Source organism: Microlunatus soli, from assembly GCF_900105385.1.
In the GTDB taxonomy this organism is placed as follows: Bacteria; Actinomycetota; Actinomycetes; order Propionibacteriales; family Propionibacteriaceae; genus Microlunatus; species Microlunatus soli.
Genome location: NZ_LT629772.1, coordinates 4,798,880 through 4,816,455, shown reverse-complemented (window position 1 = coordinate 4,816,455; position 17,576 = coordinate 4,798,880). Strand labels below are relative to the sequence as shown.

General features: G+C 67.1%; 16 protein-coding genes and 3 tRNA genes. 9 read left to right on the top strand and 10 right to left on the bottom strand.

The window, feature by feature from the left end:
- Nucleotides 1-111 precede the first annotated feature (111 nt).
- Complete coding sequence (locus tag BLU38_RS22020) at nt 112-708, top strand: hypothetical protein (RefSeq protein WP_091527532.1); 597 nt, start codon at nt 112-114, stop codon at nt 706-708.
- Nucleotides 709-724: 16 nt separating this feature from the next.
- Here the strand turns inward: BLU38_RS22020 and clpX are convergent, their stop codons facing one another.
- The 3 genes from clpX to BLU38_RS22005 form a co-directional block, all read right to left on the bottom strand.
- Nucleotides 725-2,020, bottom strand: coding sequence for an ATP-dependent Clp protease ATP-binding subunit ClpX (clpX, locus tag BLU38_RS22015; RefSeq protein WP_091527531.1), 1,296 nt, complete (start codon nt 2,018-2,020; stop codon nt 725-727).
- Nucleotides 2,021-2,143: 123 nt separating this feature from the next.
- Nucleotides 2,144-2,788, bottom strand: a complete 645-nt coding sequence (locus BLU38_RS22010) for an ATP-dependent Clp protease proteolytic subunit (RefSeq protein WP_172836312.1) — start codon at nt 2,786-2,788, stop codon at nt 2,144-2,146.
- 29 nt (nt 2,789-2,817) lie between these two features.
- The gene (locus tag BLU38_RS22005) at nt 2,818-3,432 is read right to left on the bottom strand and encodes an ATP-dependent Clp protease proteolytic subunit (RefSeq protein ID WP_091527530.1); all 615 of its coding nucleotides are present in this window, start codon (nt 3,430-3,432) and stop codon (nt 2,818-2,820) included.
- A 102-nt stretch (nt 3,433-3,534) separates the two neighbouring features.
- Here BLU38_RS22005 and BLU38_RS22000 point away from each other — a divergent pair, with 102 nt between their 5' ends.
- Together BLU38_RS22000 and BLU38_RS21995 are read left to right on the top strand one after the other, a co-directional pair.
- A complete protein-coding gene (locus tag BLU38_RS22000) occupies nt 3,535-4,014 on the top strand; it encodes a glutathione peroxidase (protein WP_091527529.1) in 480 nt (159 codons plus the stop codon).
- A 132-nt stretch (nt 4,015-4,146) separates the two neighbouring features.
- Nucleotides 4,147-5,115, top strand: a complete 969-nt coding sequence (locus tag BLU38_RS21995) for a PDDEXK family nuclease (RefSeq protein WP_091527528.1) — start codon at nt 4,147-4,149, stop codon at nt 5,113-5,115.
- Between the two features lie 58 nt (nt 5,116-5,173).
- Here BLU38_RS21995 and BLU38_RS21990 read toward each other — a convergent pair whose 3' ends face one another.
- Complete coding sequence (locus BLU38_RS21990; protein ID WP_091527527.1) at nt 5,174-5,974, bottom strand: sugar phosphate isomerase/epimerase family protein; 801 nt, start codon at nt 5,972-5,974, stop codon at nt 5,174-5,176.
- Nucleotides 5,975-6,032: 58 nt separating this feature from the next.
- Between BLU38_RS21990 and BLU38_RS21985 the strand changes: the two genes are divergently transcribed.
- Nucleotides 6,033-6,431 (top strand): VOC family protein, encoded by a 399-nt coding sequence (locus BLU38_RS21985; protein WP_091527526.1) that lies wholly within the window; start codon nt 6,033-6,035, stop codon nt 6,429-6,431.
- 66 nt (nt 6,432-6,497) lie between these two features.
- Here BLU38_RS21985 and tig read toward each other — a convergent pair whose 3' ends face one another.
- The 4 genes from tig to lysX form a co-directional block, all read right to left on the bottom strand.
- Nucleotides 6,498-7,970, bottom strand: a complete 1,473-nt coding sequence (gene tig / locus BLU38_RS21980) for a trigger factor (protein WP_172836199.1) — start codon at nt 7,968-7,970, stop codon at nt 6,498-6,500.
- 101 nt (nt 7,971-8,071) lie between these two features.
- The gene (locus BLU38_RS21975; RefSeq protein WP_091527524.1) at nt 8,072-8,971 is read right to left on the bottom strand and encodes an alpha/beta fold hydrolase; all 900 of its coding nucleotides are present in this window, start codon (nt 8,969-8,971) and stop codon (nt 8,072-8,074) included.
- A complete protein-coding gene (locus tag BLU38_RS21970; protein WP_091527523.1) occupies nt 8,968-9,705 on the bottom strand; it encodes a DUF998 domain-containing protein in 738 nt (245 codons plus the stop codon). The genes BLU38_RS21975 and BLU38_RS21970 overlap by 4 nt, the downstream gene beginning before the upstream one ends.
- The gene (lysX, locus tag BLU38_RS21965) at nt 9,702-13,031 is read right to left on the bottom strand and encodes a bifunctional lysylphosphatidylglycerol synthetase/lysine--tRNA ligase LysX (RefSeq protein WP_231919980.1); all 3,330 of its coding nucleotides are present in this window, start codon (nt 13,029-13,031) and stop codon (nt 9,702-9,704) included. Before lysX ends, BLU38_RS21970 begins: the two co-directional genes overlap by 4 nt.
- 183 nt (nt 13,032-13,214) lie before the next feature.
- On the opposite strand from lysX, the gene BLU38_RS21960 reads away from it, so the two are divergent.
- Together BLU38_RS21960 and BLU38_RS21955 are read left to right on the top strand one after the other, a co-directional pair.
- Nucleotides 13,215-14,231, top strand: a complete 1,017-nt coding sequence (locus BLU38_RS21960) for a DUF4037 domain-containing protein (RefSeq protein ID WP_091527521.1) — start codon at nt 13,215-13,217, stop codon at nt 14,229-14,231.
- An 82-nt stretch (nt 14,232-14,313) separates the two neighbouring features.
- Nucleotides 14,314-14,386: transfer RNA gene (locus tag BLU38_RS21955), tRNA-Pro, on the top strand.
- A 3-nt stretch (nt 14,387-14,389) separates the two neighbouring features.
- Here the strand turns inward: BLU38_RS21955 and BLU38_RS21950 are convergent.
- A complete protein-coding gene (locus BLU38_RS21950) occupies nt 14,390-14,818 on the bottom strand; it encodes a winged helix-turn-helix transcriptional regulator (protein WP_091527520.1) in 429 nt (142 codons plus the stop codon).
- Nucleotides 14,819-14,893: 75 nt separating this feature from the next.
- On the opposite strand from BLU38_RS21950, the gene BLU38_RS21945 reads away from it, so the two are divergent.
- The 3 genes from BLU38_RS21945 to BLU38_RS21935 all read left to right on the top strand — a co-directional run bounded on the left by BLU38_RS21945 (nt 14,894) and on the right by BLU38_RS21935 (nt 16,017).
- On the top strand, nt 14,894-15,772 hold the full coding sequence (locus BLU38_RS21945; protein ID WP_091527519.1) for an alpha/beta fold hydrolase: 879 nt from the start codon (nt 14,894-14,896) through the stop codon (nt 15,770-15,772).
- Nucleotides 15,773-15,850: 78 nt separating this feature from the next.
- Nucleotides 15,851-15,924: transfer RNA gene (locus BLU38_RS21940), tRNA-Gly, on the top strand.
- 19 nt (nt 15,925-15,943) lie between these two features.
- A tRNA-Gly gene (locus BLU38_RS21935) sits at nt 15,944-16,017 on the top strand.
- A gap of 21 nt (nt 16,018-16,038) precedes the next feature.
- On the opposite strand, the gene BLU38_RS21930 is transcribed toward BLU38_RS21935, so the two are convergent.
- Nucleotides 16,039-17,571 carry a sulfatase family protein gene (locus tag BLU38_RS21930; protein ID WP_091527518.1) on the bottom strand — a complete coding sequence of 511 codons (1,533 nt, stop codon included), beginning with the start codon at nt 17,569-17,571 and terminating at the stop codon, nt 16,039-16,041.
- Nucleotides 17,572-17,576 lie beyond the last annotated feature (5 nt).

Here is a 17,576-nt window from a genome sequence, read left to right as displayed (position 1 = left end):
CGACTCGTCGGTTTCGATGGACGGTAGGCAGGTCGGATCGGCCGGGTCAAACGCTGAACAACCGTTTGCCATAATTTGCCAGAAAGGTAGCCAACGTCACATCATCGAGGGGTGAACAAGCGCGGCCGCCGTTTCCTGGAGTGGGTGACTCCGGTCGGCAACCTGCTGGTGGCCCAGTTGGTCTTCGTCTGCTGCGCGCTGACGGTGGTGCTGATCGTGCCGGCCGCGGTGGCGTTGCAACGCACCGTGCAGGCCATCCTCGACGAGCACGAGAACGCGGTGTTCCGGACCTTCGTCGCCGAGTTGCCGGGGGCGATCCGGCGCTATCTCCTGATCGGGCTCGCGATCGACGTCGCCGCTGCGATGATCATGATCAGCATCTTGTTCTGGTACGCCGCCGACGGCCCGGCGGCGGTCGTTGCGTTGGTCGTGCTGATCGTGGTCTCCGGGCTACTGATCGGTGGCTACCTGTGTGGGCTGGCCGTGACGGTCGCCGGTGATCAAGGCGTTCGCCGGTGGCTGTCGGCGTCCTATCGCCGGCTGACCCGGCAGCCGCTGCACGTCGCCGGCACGGTGGTGATCATGCTCACCTGGTTGTTGCTGCTCAGCAGAGTGCCGACACTGGCGTTGATCGGCACCGGGCTGGTCCCGGCGTTGCTGGCGCATTGGCTGCGCCGCCGGGACCCTGAGCTTGTCGAAGGACCCTGAGCTTGTCGAAGGGTGATCAGGCGGACTTCTCGCGGCGCTCGCGCTTGGCGAGCTTGTCCCGCGGCACCAGGGTCGGCAGCACCGAGTCGTTGACGACCTCGGCGGTGATGATCACCTGAGCGACGTCCTCGCGGCTCGGCACGTCGTACATCACGCCGAGCAGCACCTCCTCGAGGATCGCGCGCAGTCCACGAGCGCCGGTGCCGCGAAGCAGCGCCAGGTCGGCGATCGCCTCGATCGCCTCGTCGGTGAATTCCAGCTCGACGCCGTCGATCTCGAACAGCTTCTTGAACTGGCGGGTCAGGGCATTCTTCGGCTCGACCAGGATCCGGATCAGCGCGTCCCGGTCCAGCGGGCTGACACTGGAGATCATCGGCAGCCGGCCGATGAATTCGGGGATCAGACCGAATTTGACCAGGTCCTCGGGACGGACGTCGGCGAACGGATCGTCCGAGGCGGGTTTGCGGGACTCGACGTCGTTGTTGAAGCCGAGCGGCCGCTTGCCGACCCGGGCGTCGATGATGTGATCCAGTCCGGCGAAGGCGCCGCCGACGATGAACAGCACGTTGCCGGTGTCGATCTGGATGAAGTCCTGATGCGGATGCTTGCGACCACCCTGCGGCGGCACGCTGGCGGTGGTGCCCTCGAGGATCTTCAGCAGCGCCTGCTGCACACCCTCGCCGGACACGTCCCGGGTGATCGACGGGTTTTCACCCTTGCGGGCGATCTTGTCGATCTCGTCGATGTAGATGATCCCGGTCTCGGCCTTCTTGACGTCGAAGTCGGCGGCCTGGATCAGCTTCAGCAGGATGTTCTCCACGTCCTCGCCGACGTAGCCGGCCTCGGTGAGCGCGGTCGCGTCGGCGATCGCGAACGGGACGTTGAGCATCTTGGCCAGGGTCTGGGCCAGATAGGTCTTGCCGCTGCCGGTGGGGCCGATCAGCAGGATGTTGGACTTGCCCAGCTCGACGCCGTCATCCTCGGCGCGGCGGGCGGAATGGCCGGCGGCCTGCGCAGCCTGCACCCGCTTGTAGTGGTTGTAGACGGCGACGGCCAGGGCGCGCTTGGCGCTGTCCTGGCCGATCACGTACTGATCGAGGAACTGGCGGATCTGGATCGGCTTCGGCAGCTCATCCAACGTCCGGGCATCGGCGCTCTCGGAGAACTCCTCCTCGAGGATCTCGTTGCACAGATCGATGCACTCGTCGCAGATGTAGACGCCCGGACCCGCGATGAGCTTCTTCACCTGCTTCTGGCTCTTTCCGCAGAACGAGCACTTCAGCAGGTCGCCGCTCTCTCCGATCCGAGCCATGCCGCCTCCTTGTGTTACTGAGTTTCCAACCCTAACCCGGCGTTCCGTGCTTGGACAGGATTTTCGCCCCTGCCCCGGATCCCGGGCCCGTCGCCGCGCCGGGCGGCGACGGACCCGCACGGATCAGGCGGTCTCGACGTCCTTCAGCGAGGTCAGGATGTCGTCGATGATCCCGTACTCCTTGGCCTCCTCGGCCGTCAGGTACTTGTCCCGCTCGATGTCCTTGCTGACCTCGGTGGCGTCCTTGCCGGTATCGGAGGACAACATGCCCTCCATTAGCTCGCGGATCCGCATGATCTCCTTGGCCTGGATCTCCAGGTCCGAGGACTGCCCGTACGCCCCTTCGGTCGCGGGCTGGTGGATCAGGATCCGGCTGTTCGGCAGGGCGAGCCGCTTGCCCTTGGTGCCGGCGGCCAGGATCACCGCGGCAGCCGAGGCGGCCTGCCCCAGGCACACCGTACGAACGTTGGGCTTGATGTAGCGCATGGTGTCGTAGATCGCGGTCAACGCGGTGAACGACCCACCCGGCGAGTTGATGTAGATGTCGATGTCGCGCTCGGAATCCATCGACTGCAGGCAGAGCAGCTGGGCCATCACCGCGTTGGCGATGTCGTCGCTGATCGGCGTGCCGAGGAAGATGATCCGGTCCTCGAAGAGCTTGGTGTACGGATCGATCCGGCGCATGCCGTAGGAGGTGCGTTCCTCCCATTGCGGGATGTAATACTCCATCCGCGGAGACAGCGAGGGCGCTGCCAGACCCGACGGCATGGTGTTCTGGTCGGTCACCTGGAACTCCTTCACTGGTTCGGTGCGTCGGAGCCGCTGATCTGCGACGCCGAGTGGAAGACATGGTCGATCTGGCCGTACTCCAGCGCCTGCTGGGCGGTGAACCAGCGGTCCCGATCCGAGTCGGCCTCGATCTGGGACAGCGGCTGGCCGGTGTGCTCGGCGATCAGGTTCTGCATCACGTTCTTGATGTGCAGCGACTGCTCGGCCTGGATCCGGATGTCGGAGGCGGTGCCGCCGAGACCACCGGACGGCTGGTGCATCATGATCCGGCTGTGCGGCAGCGCGTAGCGCTTGCCCTTGGTGCCGGCGCAGAGCAGGAACTGCCCCATCGACGCGGCCAGACCCATCGAGACGGTGGCGACGTCGTTGGAGATCCACTGCATGGTGTCGTAGATCGCCATCCCGGAGTCGACCGAGCCACCCGGGGAGTTGATGTAGAGCCAGATGTCCTTGTGCGGATCTTCGGCGTTGAGCAGCAGCATCTGCGCGCAGATCGCGTTGGAGTTCTCATCCTTGACCTCGGACCCGAGGAAGATGATCCGATTGGCGAGCAGGGACTGGTAGACGTTGTCGTCCAGGCCGAAGCCGCCGTTGGGGGACCCAGCCATCTTGGGTACGGACATCTCAGGTAGTGCGTTCACAGGTGCGAACTTACCGTCCGGGACCGTCGAAACTGAGGGCTGTCCCCCGCTGTTCGCTCAGGGCGCACGGCGTAGGCTCGCCGAATGACTGTCCTTTCGAACTTCTCGGCGACCAAGATCACCGGTGAGCAGGTGGACCTCGGGAGCTACCAGGGCAAGGTGGTCCTGGTCGTCAACACCGCATCGCAGTGCGGGCTCACCCCGCAGTACGCCGGATTGCAGAAGCTGTACGAGAACTACGCCGACCGGGGGCTGGTGATCTTGGGCTTCCCGTGTGACCAGTTCGGCCACCAGGAGCCCGGCTCGGAGGCCGAGATCGCCGACTTCTGCGAGCTGAACTACGGTGTCAGCTTCCCGATGTTCGCCAAGATCGAGGTGAACGGCCCCGGCGCGCACCCGCTCTATCAGTGGCTGACCGAGACCCAGCCCGGTGAGAACGGCCCCGACATCGAGTGGAACTTCGCCAAGTTCCTGCTGGACCGGGACGGCAACCTGGTCAAGAGGTACAGCCCGAAGACCACACCCGAGGACCTCACCCAGGACCTGGACCAGGCCCTGGCCTGACCCACCCCTCGCTTCACCAGGCTTGACCGAGGAGATTGCTGCTGGGTCAGCGATTTCGGAACAATCTGCTCGGGCAAGTTCGGGTGTGGATAACCCTCGGGCAACCCATGTCGACTGGGTCAAGGTTGGCGTGTGTCCCGGTTCGAGGAGGAGTTGGAGGTGGCTGCGCCGCCCGCACTGGCGTCGGACCTCAGAGGTTCGGGGATCTCACCGGGCAGGATCCGAGGGCCCTCCTGGCATCGGGTGCGAAACGGCCTCTACGTCCCTGCCCCGGAGCCGACGGACAGCACCGCGCAACGGATCCTCAACGCTGCTGCGCTGCTGCCACCCGGATCGGTCATCGCGGGCTGGGCGGCGGCGTACGTCTGTGGGGTGGACTGGCTCGACGGCAAGGGGCTGACGGGCGACCACGCGGAGCCGGTCGACGTGCTGACTTCCGCCAAACGGCGTAGCCACGATCTGCTGCGCTACCACTTCACCATAGGGCCGATCAGCTCGAGGGTCCGACACGGTATCCCCGTCACTCCCCCACTATCGACTGCGGTCGACGGAGCGAGGTGGGCTACAACGGTCGAGGATGCTGTCGTCTTTCTCGACGCGATGTTGCACTTCCGGCAGGTCAGCCTCCGGGCACTGCGAGAACGATTGACCTCCCTGCGTGCGGTGCATGGACTGGAGCAGGCTCGAGCCGCACTCGACCTGGCGCGTACGAACGTGTGGAGCCCGCGGGAGTCTCGGCTCAGGTACTGCTACGAAGTCGAGGCGGGGTTGCCACCACCGCTGCTCAACGTGCGGGTGTTCGATGACGACGGCATCCTGATCGGCCATCCAGACCTGTTCGATCCGGATGCTGCGCTGGCGACCGAGTTCGACGGTGCGCAGCATCGAGATCGCGAGCAGCACCGCAAGGACAACATCCGCGAGGAACGCTTCGAGTCGGTCGGCGTCACCGTGGTGCGTTCGGACAGTCTGGACCTACGACCCCACCACCGCCGCCAACTCATCCGCCGGATGCAGGACGGCCACCGTCGCGGCCTGAACCGCAACCGCACCCACGACCGCTGGCTCCTGGACCCCAGAGCGTGGCCGGAAACAACTTGACCGAGCGGATTGCTGTGGATTGGGTTCCAGGACAGCAATCTGCTCGGTCAAGTCGGGGTTACTTGAGGGTGTCGGTGAGGAACTTGTAGCTCTCTGCGATGGCTTCGAAGGTGTCGCCTTCGTAGTGGTCGTACTCGATAACGGCGTACGGGATGTGCAGGCCGGCGGTGAGTACCTCGGCCAGCGGGACGTCGCCCTGGCCTGCCGGCTGCTGGTCCTTGGGCAGTTCCTTGGCGCTGATGCCGGGACGCATCGGGCCGTCCTTGACGTGTACGGCGATCACCCGATCCCCCAGTTTGGTCAACAGGGCTTGCAGATCGGCGCCACCGGCGAAGGCCCAGTAGAGGTCGACCTCGAGCAGCACCTCGGGATCGAGCAACTCGGCGAAGACCTCCAGCACCGGCCGTCCGTCGATCTTGGTGGTCAGTTCGTGATCATGGTTGTGGTAGCCGACCTTGAGACCGAATTCCTTGGCCTGGGCGGCGCGCTCGTTGAGCTTGGCGGCGTTGCGCTGCACGTCTTCCAGGGTGGCCCAGCGGTCGGGCGCGACGAACGGGTCGATCACCACCTGGATACCGAGCTTGTTGGCTGCGGCGAAGGTCTCCTCCGGCGGCGGCACGGTGAGCAGCCCGTCCGGGGTCGCGACGCCGGCGTCCTCGATCAGGATTGCATGCGCGGTCGGCGCGCTCAGCCCGTAGGAGTCGAACGACGCCTTCAGCTCATCGGCCCGCCGTACGAAGTCGAAGGCCTCGACCGTCTTCAGCCCGATGTCGGCCAGCTTCTTCAGCGAACCGTCGAGGTCGGCCTCCAGCTCGGGATGGATGGAGTACAGCTGTACGGAGATCTCAGGAGTGGTCACCCGGGGATCCTATGACAGCGGTTCCCAGCCGCCGCCGATCGGGCTACCGTGAACTGCCATGGCAGGTATCCGTGGATTCACCGGCTGGCTCGGCGTGGTGCTCGGCAGTCCCGATCCGCCGGCGCTGGCCCGCTTCTATCAGTCGCTGCTGGGCTGGGAGATCGCCAGCGAGGAGCCCGGCTGGGTGACGATGGCGATGCGGGACGCCGACGGCAAGCCCACGTGGAGCAACCTCGCGTTCCAGTTGGAAAAGATCTACCAGCGCCCGGTCTGGCCCAATGCCGAAGGTCAACAGCAGATGCAGTTCCATCTCGATGTCGGCGTCAAGGATGTTGCCGCAGCGGTCGAGGACGCGCAGGCACTGGGTGCGGAGTTGGCCGACTTCCAGCCGCAGGACGATGTCCGGGTGATGCTCGACCCGGACGGGCATCCGTTCTGTCTCTACCTGGACGTCTGAACCGAACGAGAACCGGACCGATCCGTTGCGGATCGATCCGGTTCTCGACGTGGGGTACGGGTGAGCTCAGGCCTTGGCCTCTTCGCTCTCCTCGCCCTCGACGGTCTCGCCCTCGACGGTCTCGCTGTCGTCCGACTCCGAGGCCGCGGCGGCCTCGGCAGCAGCCTTGGCGGCCAGCTCGGCCGGGTCGGCGATGCTGCCGTCGGGCTGCAGGTTGGCCAGCTCGATCTTCTCGCCGTTGCTGTCGGTCACCGTCGCCTCGGACATGATCAGATCCAGCACCTTGGCGCGACGGATCTCACCCATGTACTCCGGCACGTGGTTGTGCTCCAGCATGTGCTGGACTTCCTGGTCCGGGCTGACCCCGGAGGCCTGGGCCCGACGCACGATGAACTGGGTCAGTTCCTCCTGCTCGACGCCGAGCTCGCGGTCGTCGGCGATCTTGTCCAAGATCATCTGCGCCTTCAACGCATCCGCGGCCCGCTTCTCGGTGTCGGCCCAGAAGGACTCGACGTCCTTGGGAGCGTCCTCGTCGTCCTCGTCGGCCTCTTCCAGGTAGCGCTCCAGGGTCAGGCCGGCCTGCGCGAGCTGGTTGTTGATCTGCTCCTTGCGGGCCTCGATCTCGGAGTTCACCACACCCTCGGGGACCTCGGCGTCGACCTGGCCGATGAGCGCCTCCAGGACGGCGTCCCGGGCGGCGTTGGCCTGCTCGACCCGACCGGTCTGCACGAGCTCCTTCTTCTGGTCCTCGCGCAGTTCCTCGATGGTGTCGAACTCGCTGGCCAACTGGGCGAACTCGTCGTCGGCGGCCGGCAGATCCTGGATCTGGACCTTCTTGACCGTCACCTCGATCTCGGCTTCCTCGTCCTTCAACGGACCGCCGACCAGGGTCGAGGTGAAGGTTTTGGACTCCCCGGCGGACAGGCCGATGACGGCCTCGTCCAGGCCGTCGACCATCCGGCCGGTGCCGACCTCGTAGGAGATGTCGGAGACGTTGGCGTCCTCCAGCACCTCGCCGTCCTTGCGGGCGACCAGGTCGATGGTCAGGTGATCGCCGTCCTCGACCGGTCGGTCGACGTCCTCCATCGAGCCGAACCGGCCACGCAGCGACTCCAGCCGCTGCTCGACGGCCTCGTCGCTGATCTCGATCGCGTCGACGGTGGCGGTGACGGTGTTGAAGGCCGGCACGTCGAACTCGGGCCGGACGTCGACCTCGGCGGTGAACTCGACCAGGTCACCGTCCTCCAGCTTGGTGACCTCGACCTCCGGCTGAGCCAGCGGGTTCAGCTTGTTGTCGGTGACCGCGGAGTTGTAGAGATCCGGGATGGCGTCGTTCAGCGCCTCGGACAGGATCGCACCGCGGCCGAACCGCTGGTCCAGGATCCGCGGCGGCACCTTGCCCTTACGGAAGCCGGGGATCTGCACCTGCGACGCGAGGTCACGGTAGGCCTTGTCCATGTTCGGCTTGAGGTCACCGAACGGGACCTCGACCGTGATCTTCACCCGCGACGGGCTCAACTGCTCGACGGTGCTGGGCACAGTGTTACTCCTCCAGGCGACCGGACAGAGTCGTGGGCCGGGCGCGGGAACTAGACGAACGAACTGATCGGGCCCAGACATGATTCTGAGCCTTGTCAATCCTACGGTTGCCCGCCGCGGTGGCCAAACCCGTTCGTCGTCGCCTGCTGCTGCAGGTCGGCGATCGCCTGTGCGACCGCGTCGGGGCGATCCAGCATGATGAGATGGCGACAGTGCTGCAGCACCCGTTGCCGACCGCCGAGCAGGGTCGCCAGCCGGGCCTGATCCTCGACCCAGTTCCGCGGTCCGCCGTCGGCGGCGGTCAGCACCAGGACCGGCACCTCCGGCATCGGAACGGACCTCCGCAGCCGGGCAAGATCGGTGAGCTGCCTGCCGTACGCTGCCGACTCCGCTGCGACCATGGCCAGCGTCTGCCGATCGCGGTAGGTGTCGTTGAGAGCGGCCATCGACTCCGGATCGGACCGTACGCTCTGGGCCGCCGCCAGCTGTCGCTGCAGTTTCACGGTCACCTCCGGCACCAGCGGCACCTTGGGCCGCACCCGCAGCAGTCGGCTGGCCGCCAGCCAACCCAGCTCGGCCCGGCTGGGTCGTGGTCGCCAGCTCAGGCTCCCGTCCAGCAAGGCGATCCCGGTGACCAGCGTCGGATGCCGGCGCGCCAGGGCCTCGGCGTGCGGGCCGGCCATCGAATGGCCGACGATGATCACCGGTTCGCCGACCGCGGTGATCAGACCGGCCAGAGTGCCGACCTCGGCGGCCAGGGTCGGCAGCACGCCCGGCCAGCGGCTGCCCGACATCCCCGGCCGATCCATCCGGATCAGGTCGGCGTCCGGGCTGGCGGCCAGCACCTCGTGCCACATCGGGTACGGCACCCCGCAGCCGCCCAGCAACAGCACCGGGACACCCGAACCGGGACGTCGCAGCCAGCGCACCTGACGGCCGCCGAACTCGTCGAGCCGGTCGGTAGGAGCGGGCCGATCGGTCGGAACCGCCCGGTCGGTCACCGACCACCTCGCGGCCGATGGAGGGCGGCGACGGCCTGGCCGAGTGCGGCGAGCGCACCGGCGGTCGACGCGTTCAGGACGGTCAGCACCTGTGGGTAGGCGATCGCCCGGACCCCGAAACTGAAGAAGCCGGTGATCACCGACAACCCGATGACCTCGATCACGATCATCGCGACCAGCAACCAGGAGAGCCGGGGTCGACCGACCCGACGCAGCGCGACCGAACCGGCCACCAACGCGCCGAGCAGACCGATCTCGACGCCGACACCGGCCAGCGTGTGCAGGTCATGCGCCGGTGTCACCGCGCCGGCGTGTTCGGCCACCGCGCAGGACCGGTCCAGCGACGGCGAGCAATCCATCGGGAAGATCGCCCCGGCGGCGATCGAGGCCGCCAGCAGCGTGAGCCCCGCATAGGCCGCCGCCCACCAGCGGCGGGCGACCCCGCGGCCGACCCGGGCCAGCCCGGTGACCGCCGTCACCAGGATCAGCACGGCGGCGACCAGATCGCCGGCTCGGAAGAACAGGTGATGCGGCTGGTCGGCGGCGGCGAGCTCCGACAGGTAGCCCCGCAGGATCGCCGGGTCGCCGTTCAGCGGCTGCCACCAGATCCGGGTGTTGTAGCTGACCAGGATCAGCACCGCGATCACCGACCACGCCGCCCTGCCGGTGCGCTGCGGGTCGCGTCCTCGTCGGGTGGCGGCAGCGGCGGCGACGGCGACGGCGGATCGGTTCATCGGCCGGCTCGCGGGCGCACCAGCGGGAACGCGATGACGTCGCGGATGTTGCTCTCGGTCAGCAGCATCACCAGTCTGTCCAGTCCCATCCCGAGTCCCCCGCTGGGCGGCATGCCGTGTTCCAGTGCCACCAGGAAGTCCTCGTCCAGTTCCATTGCCTCGGGGTCACCGCCGGCCGCCTGCAGCGACTGGGCGGTCAGCCGAGCCCGCTGCAGATGCGGGTCGACCAACTCCGAGTATGCCGTGCCGATCTCGGCGCCGAAGGCGACCAGATCCCAGCGCTCGGCCAGCCGCGGGTCGACCCGATGCTGCCGGGTCAGCGGCGACACCTCGGCCGGGAAGTCGGAATAGAAGGTCGGCTCGACCGTACGGGCCTCGACCAGATGCTCGTACAGCTCCAGCAGCACCGCACCACGACCCCACCGCGGATCGATCGCGATCCCCAACTGCTCGGCGTAACCGATCAACGTCTGCTGCTCGGTGTCGGCGGTGACCGACTCGCCGAGTGCGGCGCCGATCGCGTCGTTGACGGTGATCACCGGCCAGTCGGTGTCCAGTTCGACCTCGCGCCGATTCCCTGCCTGATCGACACCGGCGATGACCGTACGGCCGAGGGCCGCGCGGGCGGCGTCGATGATCAACTGTCGGGCGATCACCCGCATCGACGTGTAGTCGCCGTAGGCCTGATAGGCCTCCAGCATCGTGAACTCGGGATTGTGGGTGGCGTCGGCACCCTCGTTGCGGAAGTTGCGGCCGATCTCGAACACCCGGTCCAACCCGCCGACCATCAGCCGCTTCAGATACAGCTCCGGGGCGATCCGTAGATACAGGTCGAGGTTGTAGGCATTGATGTGGGTGTGGAACGGCCGAGCGTTGGCGCCGCCGTGCACGGTCTGCAGGATCGGGGTCTCAACCTCGAGGAATCCCCGTGCCAGTAGGCCGTCCCGGACCGCGCGGATCGCGGCGGATCGGGCGGTGACCCGGCGGGCAGCGGCAGGATCGGTGATCAGATCCAGGTAACGCTGCCGGACCTTGGTCTCGGCGGCGAGTCCTCGATGCTGGTCCGGCAGTGGTCGCAGTGACTTGGCCGTCAGCTGCCAGCTCGCCACCGACAAGGTGACCTCACCCCGGTCGGAGACGATCACCTCGCCGGCAGCCCCGAGGTGATCACCGAGGTCGATCTGCCGCCGGAACGCGTCCAGTTGATGATCACCGACCCCGTCCCTGGTCAGCATCAGTTGGCCACGCCCGGTCCCGTCCTGCACGGTGGCGAAGATGATCCCGCCATGATCACGGACGGCCAACACCCGACCGGCCACGCCGGCCGATCTGCCGGTGATCAACTGCCCGCAGCTGGTGTCGACGGCGTAGCCGACCGGATAGGGCTGGATGCCGTCGTCGATCAGCTGCTGGCGGACCGCCAACCGCTGCCGGATCTGTTCCGGCACTCGTGCCGGCGACTCGTCCGCCGCCGGCGCCGCCGGCAAGGCTCGCGGTTCGTCGTCGGAGGTCAGGACGGCCGGTGCGGGAGCCAGGAAGTCGGGCAGGTCGATGAAACCCTCGGCGACACCCGAGGCGAGCCCGACCAGCGCAATGTCGCCGGCCGTGGAATAACACAGGAAACGCGGCACCCAGGTCGGGTTGTACTTCACATTGGAGCGGTAGAGGGACTCGATCTGCCACCAGCGCGAGGCGACCAGCAGGAAGCGTCGCCAGAGCCGCAGAATCGGGCCGGCGCCGATCCGTGCCCCCTCCTCGAAGGCGGAACGGAAGACCGCGAAGTTCAGCGATACCCTTCGGATGCCGAGGTCCGGCCCGCCGAGCAGCAGCCGGCTGACCATCAGCTCGGTGATCCCGTTGTCACTGTCCGGATGACGCCGCATCACGTCCAGCGACAGTCCGTCCGGCCCCCACGGGACGAAGGACAGCAGGCCGGCGACCACACCACCCGGCGGCCCACCGGCCGCCGCCGGATGGTCGGCGGGAAAGAGCGCCTCGACCAGCATGCAGTCGGAGTCGGCGGGATCGCCGAGCCGGCCGAGCGCCATCGAGAAACCCCGCTCCTCCTCGGTCTCGCGCCAGCCGTCGGCGAGGTCGGCGATCCGACCCATCTCGTCGGCAGCGATGTCGCCGTGCCGGCGGATCCGGACCTGGTAACCGCGCCGTTCCAGTCGCCGGACGGCCTGTGCGACCGGGCGGAGCTCACGTTGCTGGAGGTTGAAGTTGTCCGACTCCAGGATCGCCTCGTCGCCGATCCTGATCACCCGCATCCCGGCGGCCGCGTAGGCGGCGGCACCGTCCTCACCGGCGCCGATCACCGCCGGCGTCCAGCCGTACTCCTGGACCAGTCGCAGCCAGGCACCGATCGCCGCCGGCCAGCGTTGCGGCGGACCGAGCGGATCACCGCTGGCCAGACAGACGCCGAGCTGGACCCGGTAGGTGATCGCCGACCGGCCGTCGGATGCGAAGACCGCCGACTTGTCCCGGCGGGTGGCGAAGTAGCCGAGTGAATCGGTCGGGACGTCGCGCAGCAGACCGCGGATCGTTCGTTCGTCGACCGCGGCGAGATAGGCCGACCGGGACTGCGACCGGGTGAGCACCACCAGGGCCGCGATCAACGCCGCGGCGACGAAGACGCCGGTCACGGTCGAGGTCCACAACGGCGGCCCCTGGTGGATCGGCGGCAGGTCGTCGGCATCGATCTTGAACACCTGCCGCGCCAGCCACGGCAGCCGGCCGCGCGGCGCGATCGAGCCGGGGAACAGGTTGACCAGCAGGGCGCCGATGCCGAAGGCGACCAGCAGACCGAGCACCAGGGTGAGCACGGCGCGGCGGACGTTGCCGCGACGACGACGCGCCCGGAACTCGCCGCGATAGAGGAACAGCAACCCGGTGACGAAGATCATCGGCGGCACGTTCACCAGCAGTTTGATCAAGGTGATGGTGTCGGTCCGGGCCCCTTCTCCGGACACGACGACCAGCAGGAACACCAGCGCGAACCCGAGCAGGATCACCGTCCAGCCGAGCAGCGTGATCATCAGCACCACCCACGCGACCCGCTTACGCCGGTTCACCCCGGAGGCGATGATCAGCAGGAACACCGCACTGCCCAGGCCGACCGAATCGATCGGCAGCAGCAGCGTCGAGTAGACGCGTGCCAGCAGCCGGAACAGCGGGACGGCAGGGAACACGACCTGCAGAATCAGGATCGCGGCGGCCACATAGAGGAACCGGGAGGCGATGTACGGCAGTCGAGGGAATCGTGCCGGCACCATCGCGCGCCGGCGGGCATCCGGGTTCCGGCTCCGAGGTCGGGTCAAGCTCACCTGACCAGCCTGTCACACGATCGGACGACAACCCGACAAATCAACGACCGCGCGACCCGAATTTGCTGTAGAATAAGGGAATACACAAATTCAATGAGTGGCTCGATGTCATTCTCGGATTTACTGCACGAGTTTCGCGATCTTCATTGAATTCAACGGTCAAGTCGTGGCAATGTCATCGCCATGACGTCCTACCGCCGCGGCCAACTCGTCAGCCAGGATTTCTATCGCGACATCGTGTCGCCGACCCTCGACCGCGTCCACCCCGACCTCCCCCATGCTGCGGCCCTGCTCGGCCGCGGCTCGGAGGTCCAGGGCTTCGACGACCCGATGTCCACCGATCACTTCTTCACCGCCCGGGTGCAGGTGGTGCTGGCCGGGGAGGCATACCGACAGCACGGACCGTCGATCGAGGCCGCCCTGCGATCGGCGATCCCGGATACTTTCGCCGGGCTCCAGACAGACATCCAGGTGCAGAGCATCGCGGACCTCGTCGGCTCGCTCGTCGGTCAGGGAGTCGGGCTCGAGGCGGCGCCGTCGGCCGCGGACTGGCTGACGCTCAACGAGAACAACCTGCGGATGCTCACCGTCGGGCCGGTCCACCACGACGACATCGGACTGCAACAGATCCGCGACCGCCTCGCCTACTACCCGCACGACGTCTGGCTGTATCTGATGATCGCCGCCTGGTGGCGGGTCCATCCGGAAGCCAACCAGGTCGGCCGTACCGGATATGTCGGCGACGAACTGGGCTCGGCGGTGATCGCCAGTCGAATCGTCGGCGACCTGATGCATCTGTGCTTTTTACTCGAACGCCAGTACGAGCCGTATCCGAAATGGTTCGGCACTGCATTCGCACGTCTGAAGTGCGCTCCGACGATGATCCCATTACTGACCGCTGTGCAGCAGGCGACGAATTGGCAGGAACGCCAGGACGCACTGCTGGAGTGTTATCGGGAGGTCGCCGCGATGCACGAGCGACTCGCGATCACCAAACCTGTGACGACCGAGATCGGCGGCGCCTGGGGCCGCCCGTTCCTCCTGCGGTGGGGCGACTTCCCCGGCGCCCTGCGCGACGCCATGACCGACCCCGAAGCGATCGCGCTCGCCGACCGTTGGCCGGTCGGGGGCATCGATCGGGTCCGCGATGTGCTCTGGAGCCCACGTCAGCGGCCGCAGTTGCTCGCCCTGGTCGGCTGACACAGCCTCACTGTTTCCCTGATCGGGAGCATCGTGCCCTACACTCATCGGGCACCATCCGACGCGATCTCGCGCCGGATGGCGGGGCGTAGCGTAGTGGCTAGCGCGTCTGCTTTGGGAGCAGAAGACCGCGGGTTCGAGTCCCGTCGCCCCGACCCTCAGCCAGCGGCCGCACTCTCGTCCCAGCGGCGGCCATGATCATCGACGGCGGCCATGTTGGTCTCGGCCCATTCCTTCAGGACGGTCAGCGGTCCGGCCAGCGAGCGACCACGGCGGGTCAGGCCGTAGTGCACCCGGGGCGGCGTCGTGGGCTCCACCCGCCGGGTCAGCAGTCCGTCGCGTTCGAGTGACCGCAGGGTCTGGGTCAGCATCTTCTGGGATACGCCGGCCATCCGCCGGCGCAACTCGGCGAACCTGACCTCGCCCTCCTCCCCGGCCAGCACCAGTACGGCCATCGTTGTCCACTTCGACCCGACCCGGTCCAACAACTGCCGGGTCGGACAGTCGGGATCGAAGAGGTCGCCTCGCCGATGGGCGGTCACCCGTGGGTGACCAGGTTGCGTCGACGTGCCTTCTTGTCCCGTCATCGCTGCTCTCCTACGGTTGCCTGGTATCCGATAGTAACCATCACTCTCCACCGTCGAGCTTCCAGGAGGACGACCATGATCACGCCGGTCCTGCGACCACACATCCCCGGCGCGACGGTGCAGTCGAGGCAGTTGCCCGGCGTGACGATGGCCGTCGAGTCACTCGGAGCCGGCGACACGGTGCTGCTGGTGCACGGCTTCCCGCACACCCGAGCGATCTGGCGTGACGTCGCCCCGGCACTCGCAGATGCGGGGCTGCGGGTGCTGGTTCCCGACCTGCGCGGGCTGGGCGACAGCGAGCGCACGACGGGTGGCTACGACGCGATCAGCCTCGCCGACGACCTCGAGGGGCTGCTCCGATCCGCCGATACCCAGCGGGCTCACGTCGTCGCGCTCGACGTCGGCGTCGCACCGGCCTTCGCCCTCGCCGCTTCCCGACCGGACCGGGTCGCGTCGCTGACGCTGATGGAGTCGCTGATCGGTCGGCTGCCGGGCGCGGAGGCATTCCTGTCGGCCGGGCCGCCGTGGTGGTTCGGATTTCATCAGGCCGCGAACGGGCTCGCCGAGGACGTCCTGGCCGGAGCCGAGGACCGCTACCTGCGCTACTTCCTGGACGCCGGCACGGTGACCGGCTTCCCGGCAGATCTGGCCGAGGTGATCATCGAGGCCTACCGTGGCCGGGACAGTCTGCACGCCGCGTTCGAGCACTACCGGGCATTGCCGCAGAACGCTGCCTGGGTTGACGCCTGGGCACGATCGGGACGGCTGCCGATGCCGGTCACCACGCTCGGTGGCGGAGTCGTCGGCGACGCCACCGGCAACCAGTTGACTCCGTTCGCCGATCTCCTCGACGCCCGGCTGATCCCCGAGGCCGGTCACATCCTGCCGATCGATGCACCGGAGCAGGTGACGGCCGCGATCCTGGACGGAATCCGACGTGCGTCTCCTCGATGACCGGATCGCGGCGTGCCGATTTCGACCTGGCCGATCGTGACCGATACAGTGTCTGTCGGCCAGTCACCGACCGGTCCCGCGGGCGTAGCTCAATGGTAGAGCCTCAGTCTTCCAAACTGATTACGCGAGTTCGATTCTCGTCGCCCGCTCCACCGTTGTTGATCTTGCCCTGCGGGCGTAGCTCAGTGGTAGAGCCTCAGCTTTCCAAGCTGATGACGTGAGTTCGATTCTTGCCGCCCGCTCCATCGGCCTTGCCGGCGTGCCGATCACTTCACCCGGGCAGCCCGTTGGCACTCCTTGCTTCCGTGGCAGCTGCGCAGCGCGGCCAACGCCTTCTTCACCGGGGCGACCTTGGCGGCCGGCATCGTACCGATCAGGTTGTGCAGTTCGTCGGGGTCCTTGGCCAGGTCGTAGTACTCGCGTTGCCCGGCGCCGTACTCGACGTACAGCTGGTCGGCGGTCCGGATCGCCTGGTAGGTCGGCGGATCGCCGTGTTTGTTGGCCTGATAGTCCGGGTCGGCCGGGCTCATCCTGCCGTCGGTGCGGTGTTCGACCAGGACCGCCTGCTGCCAGGTCTTGGGGTGTTTGCCGTGCCACAGGCCGAGCATGCTGACCCCGTCGGCGGTGTTCAGCTTCGCCCCGCCGATCTGGGCGAACGTCGGGCAGAGATCGATCGTCGAGGTCAGCTCCTTCATCGTCCGGCCGGCCGGGACCCCCGGGCCGGTGACGATCAGTGGCACCCGGATGTCGGTGTCGTACGGGGTCTGCTTGCCGCGCCGCAGTCGGTGCTCGCCGATGTGGAATCCGTTGTCGGAGCTGAACACGAAGTAGGTGTCGTCGGCGATCCCCTGGGCCTTCAGGTGTTGCTGCAGCCGGCCGATCATGTCATCGACCGCCAGCGCCGACCGGACCCGCTTGGCAAAGGTGGCGTCGCCGTTCTTGATGTCCTTCTCGGTCAGCGGCGGAACCGTCTTCAGCCAGCCGGGAGCATCGGTCGGCAGCTTGTTGAAGGCCGCGGTCCGCGGTGCCTTGAGATCGGCGTACTTCTTGGCGTGCCGGGGCGCCGGGGTGGCCGGCATGTGCGGGGCGAAGGTCGACACCTCGAGCAGGAACGGCCGATCGCCGGAGGCCGAACGGTCGATGAAGGACCCCGCCTTGTGGGCCAGCACGTCGGTCAGATAGTCGTCGGGTTTGGCACCGTAGCGGCGTTGCGTGCCGTTCTCGTTGAGCCGGTAGTTGTATTCGGGGTAGCCGTTGCCGGCCACGTCCCACTCGTCCCAGCCGGGCGCGGCTGGACGGTTCGGCCGGTAGCCGTTCAGGTATTTGCCCATGAAGGCGGTGCGGTAGCCCTGGTTGCGCAGCGCGACCGCGAACGACTTCTGCTCGTTGTGATTCTTGAGATAGCCGCGGTAGCCGCCGTCGTTGCCGACGTTGCGGAAAACGCCGTTGTTGTGTGGGTATTCGCCGGTGAAGATCGCTGACCGGGACGGGCAGCACAGCGAGTTGACCGTGAAGTGATTGCTGAACGTGACGCCGGACTTCTGCAGCGCCTTGACCCGCGGCAGGTATTTGACCATGTTCCAGGACAGGTCGTCGGTGAGCACGAAGACGATGTTGGGCCGCTTCGGTTTGGCCGGTGTCGGTGCCTGGCTGCTGCTCCGGCCCTGGCTGCTCGACCTGTGACCGCTGCCGGGAGACGTGTTCGGCCCGTCGGTCGGAGTCTGGGTGCAGCCGGCCACCAGGGCGAAGGCCAGCAGCAGGACCGCGAGCGCGGCAGGACGGGATCGGACAGCGGGCACGAGGA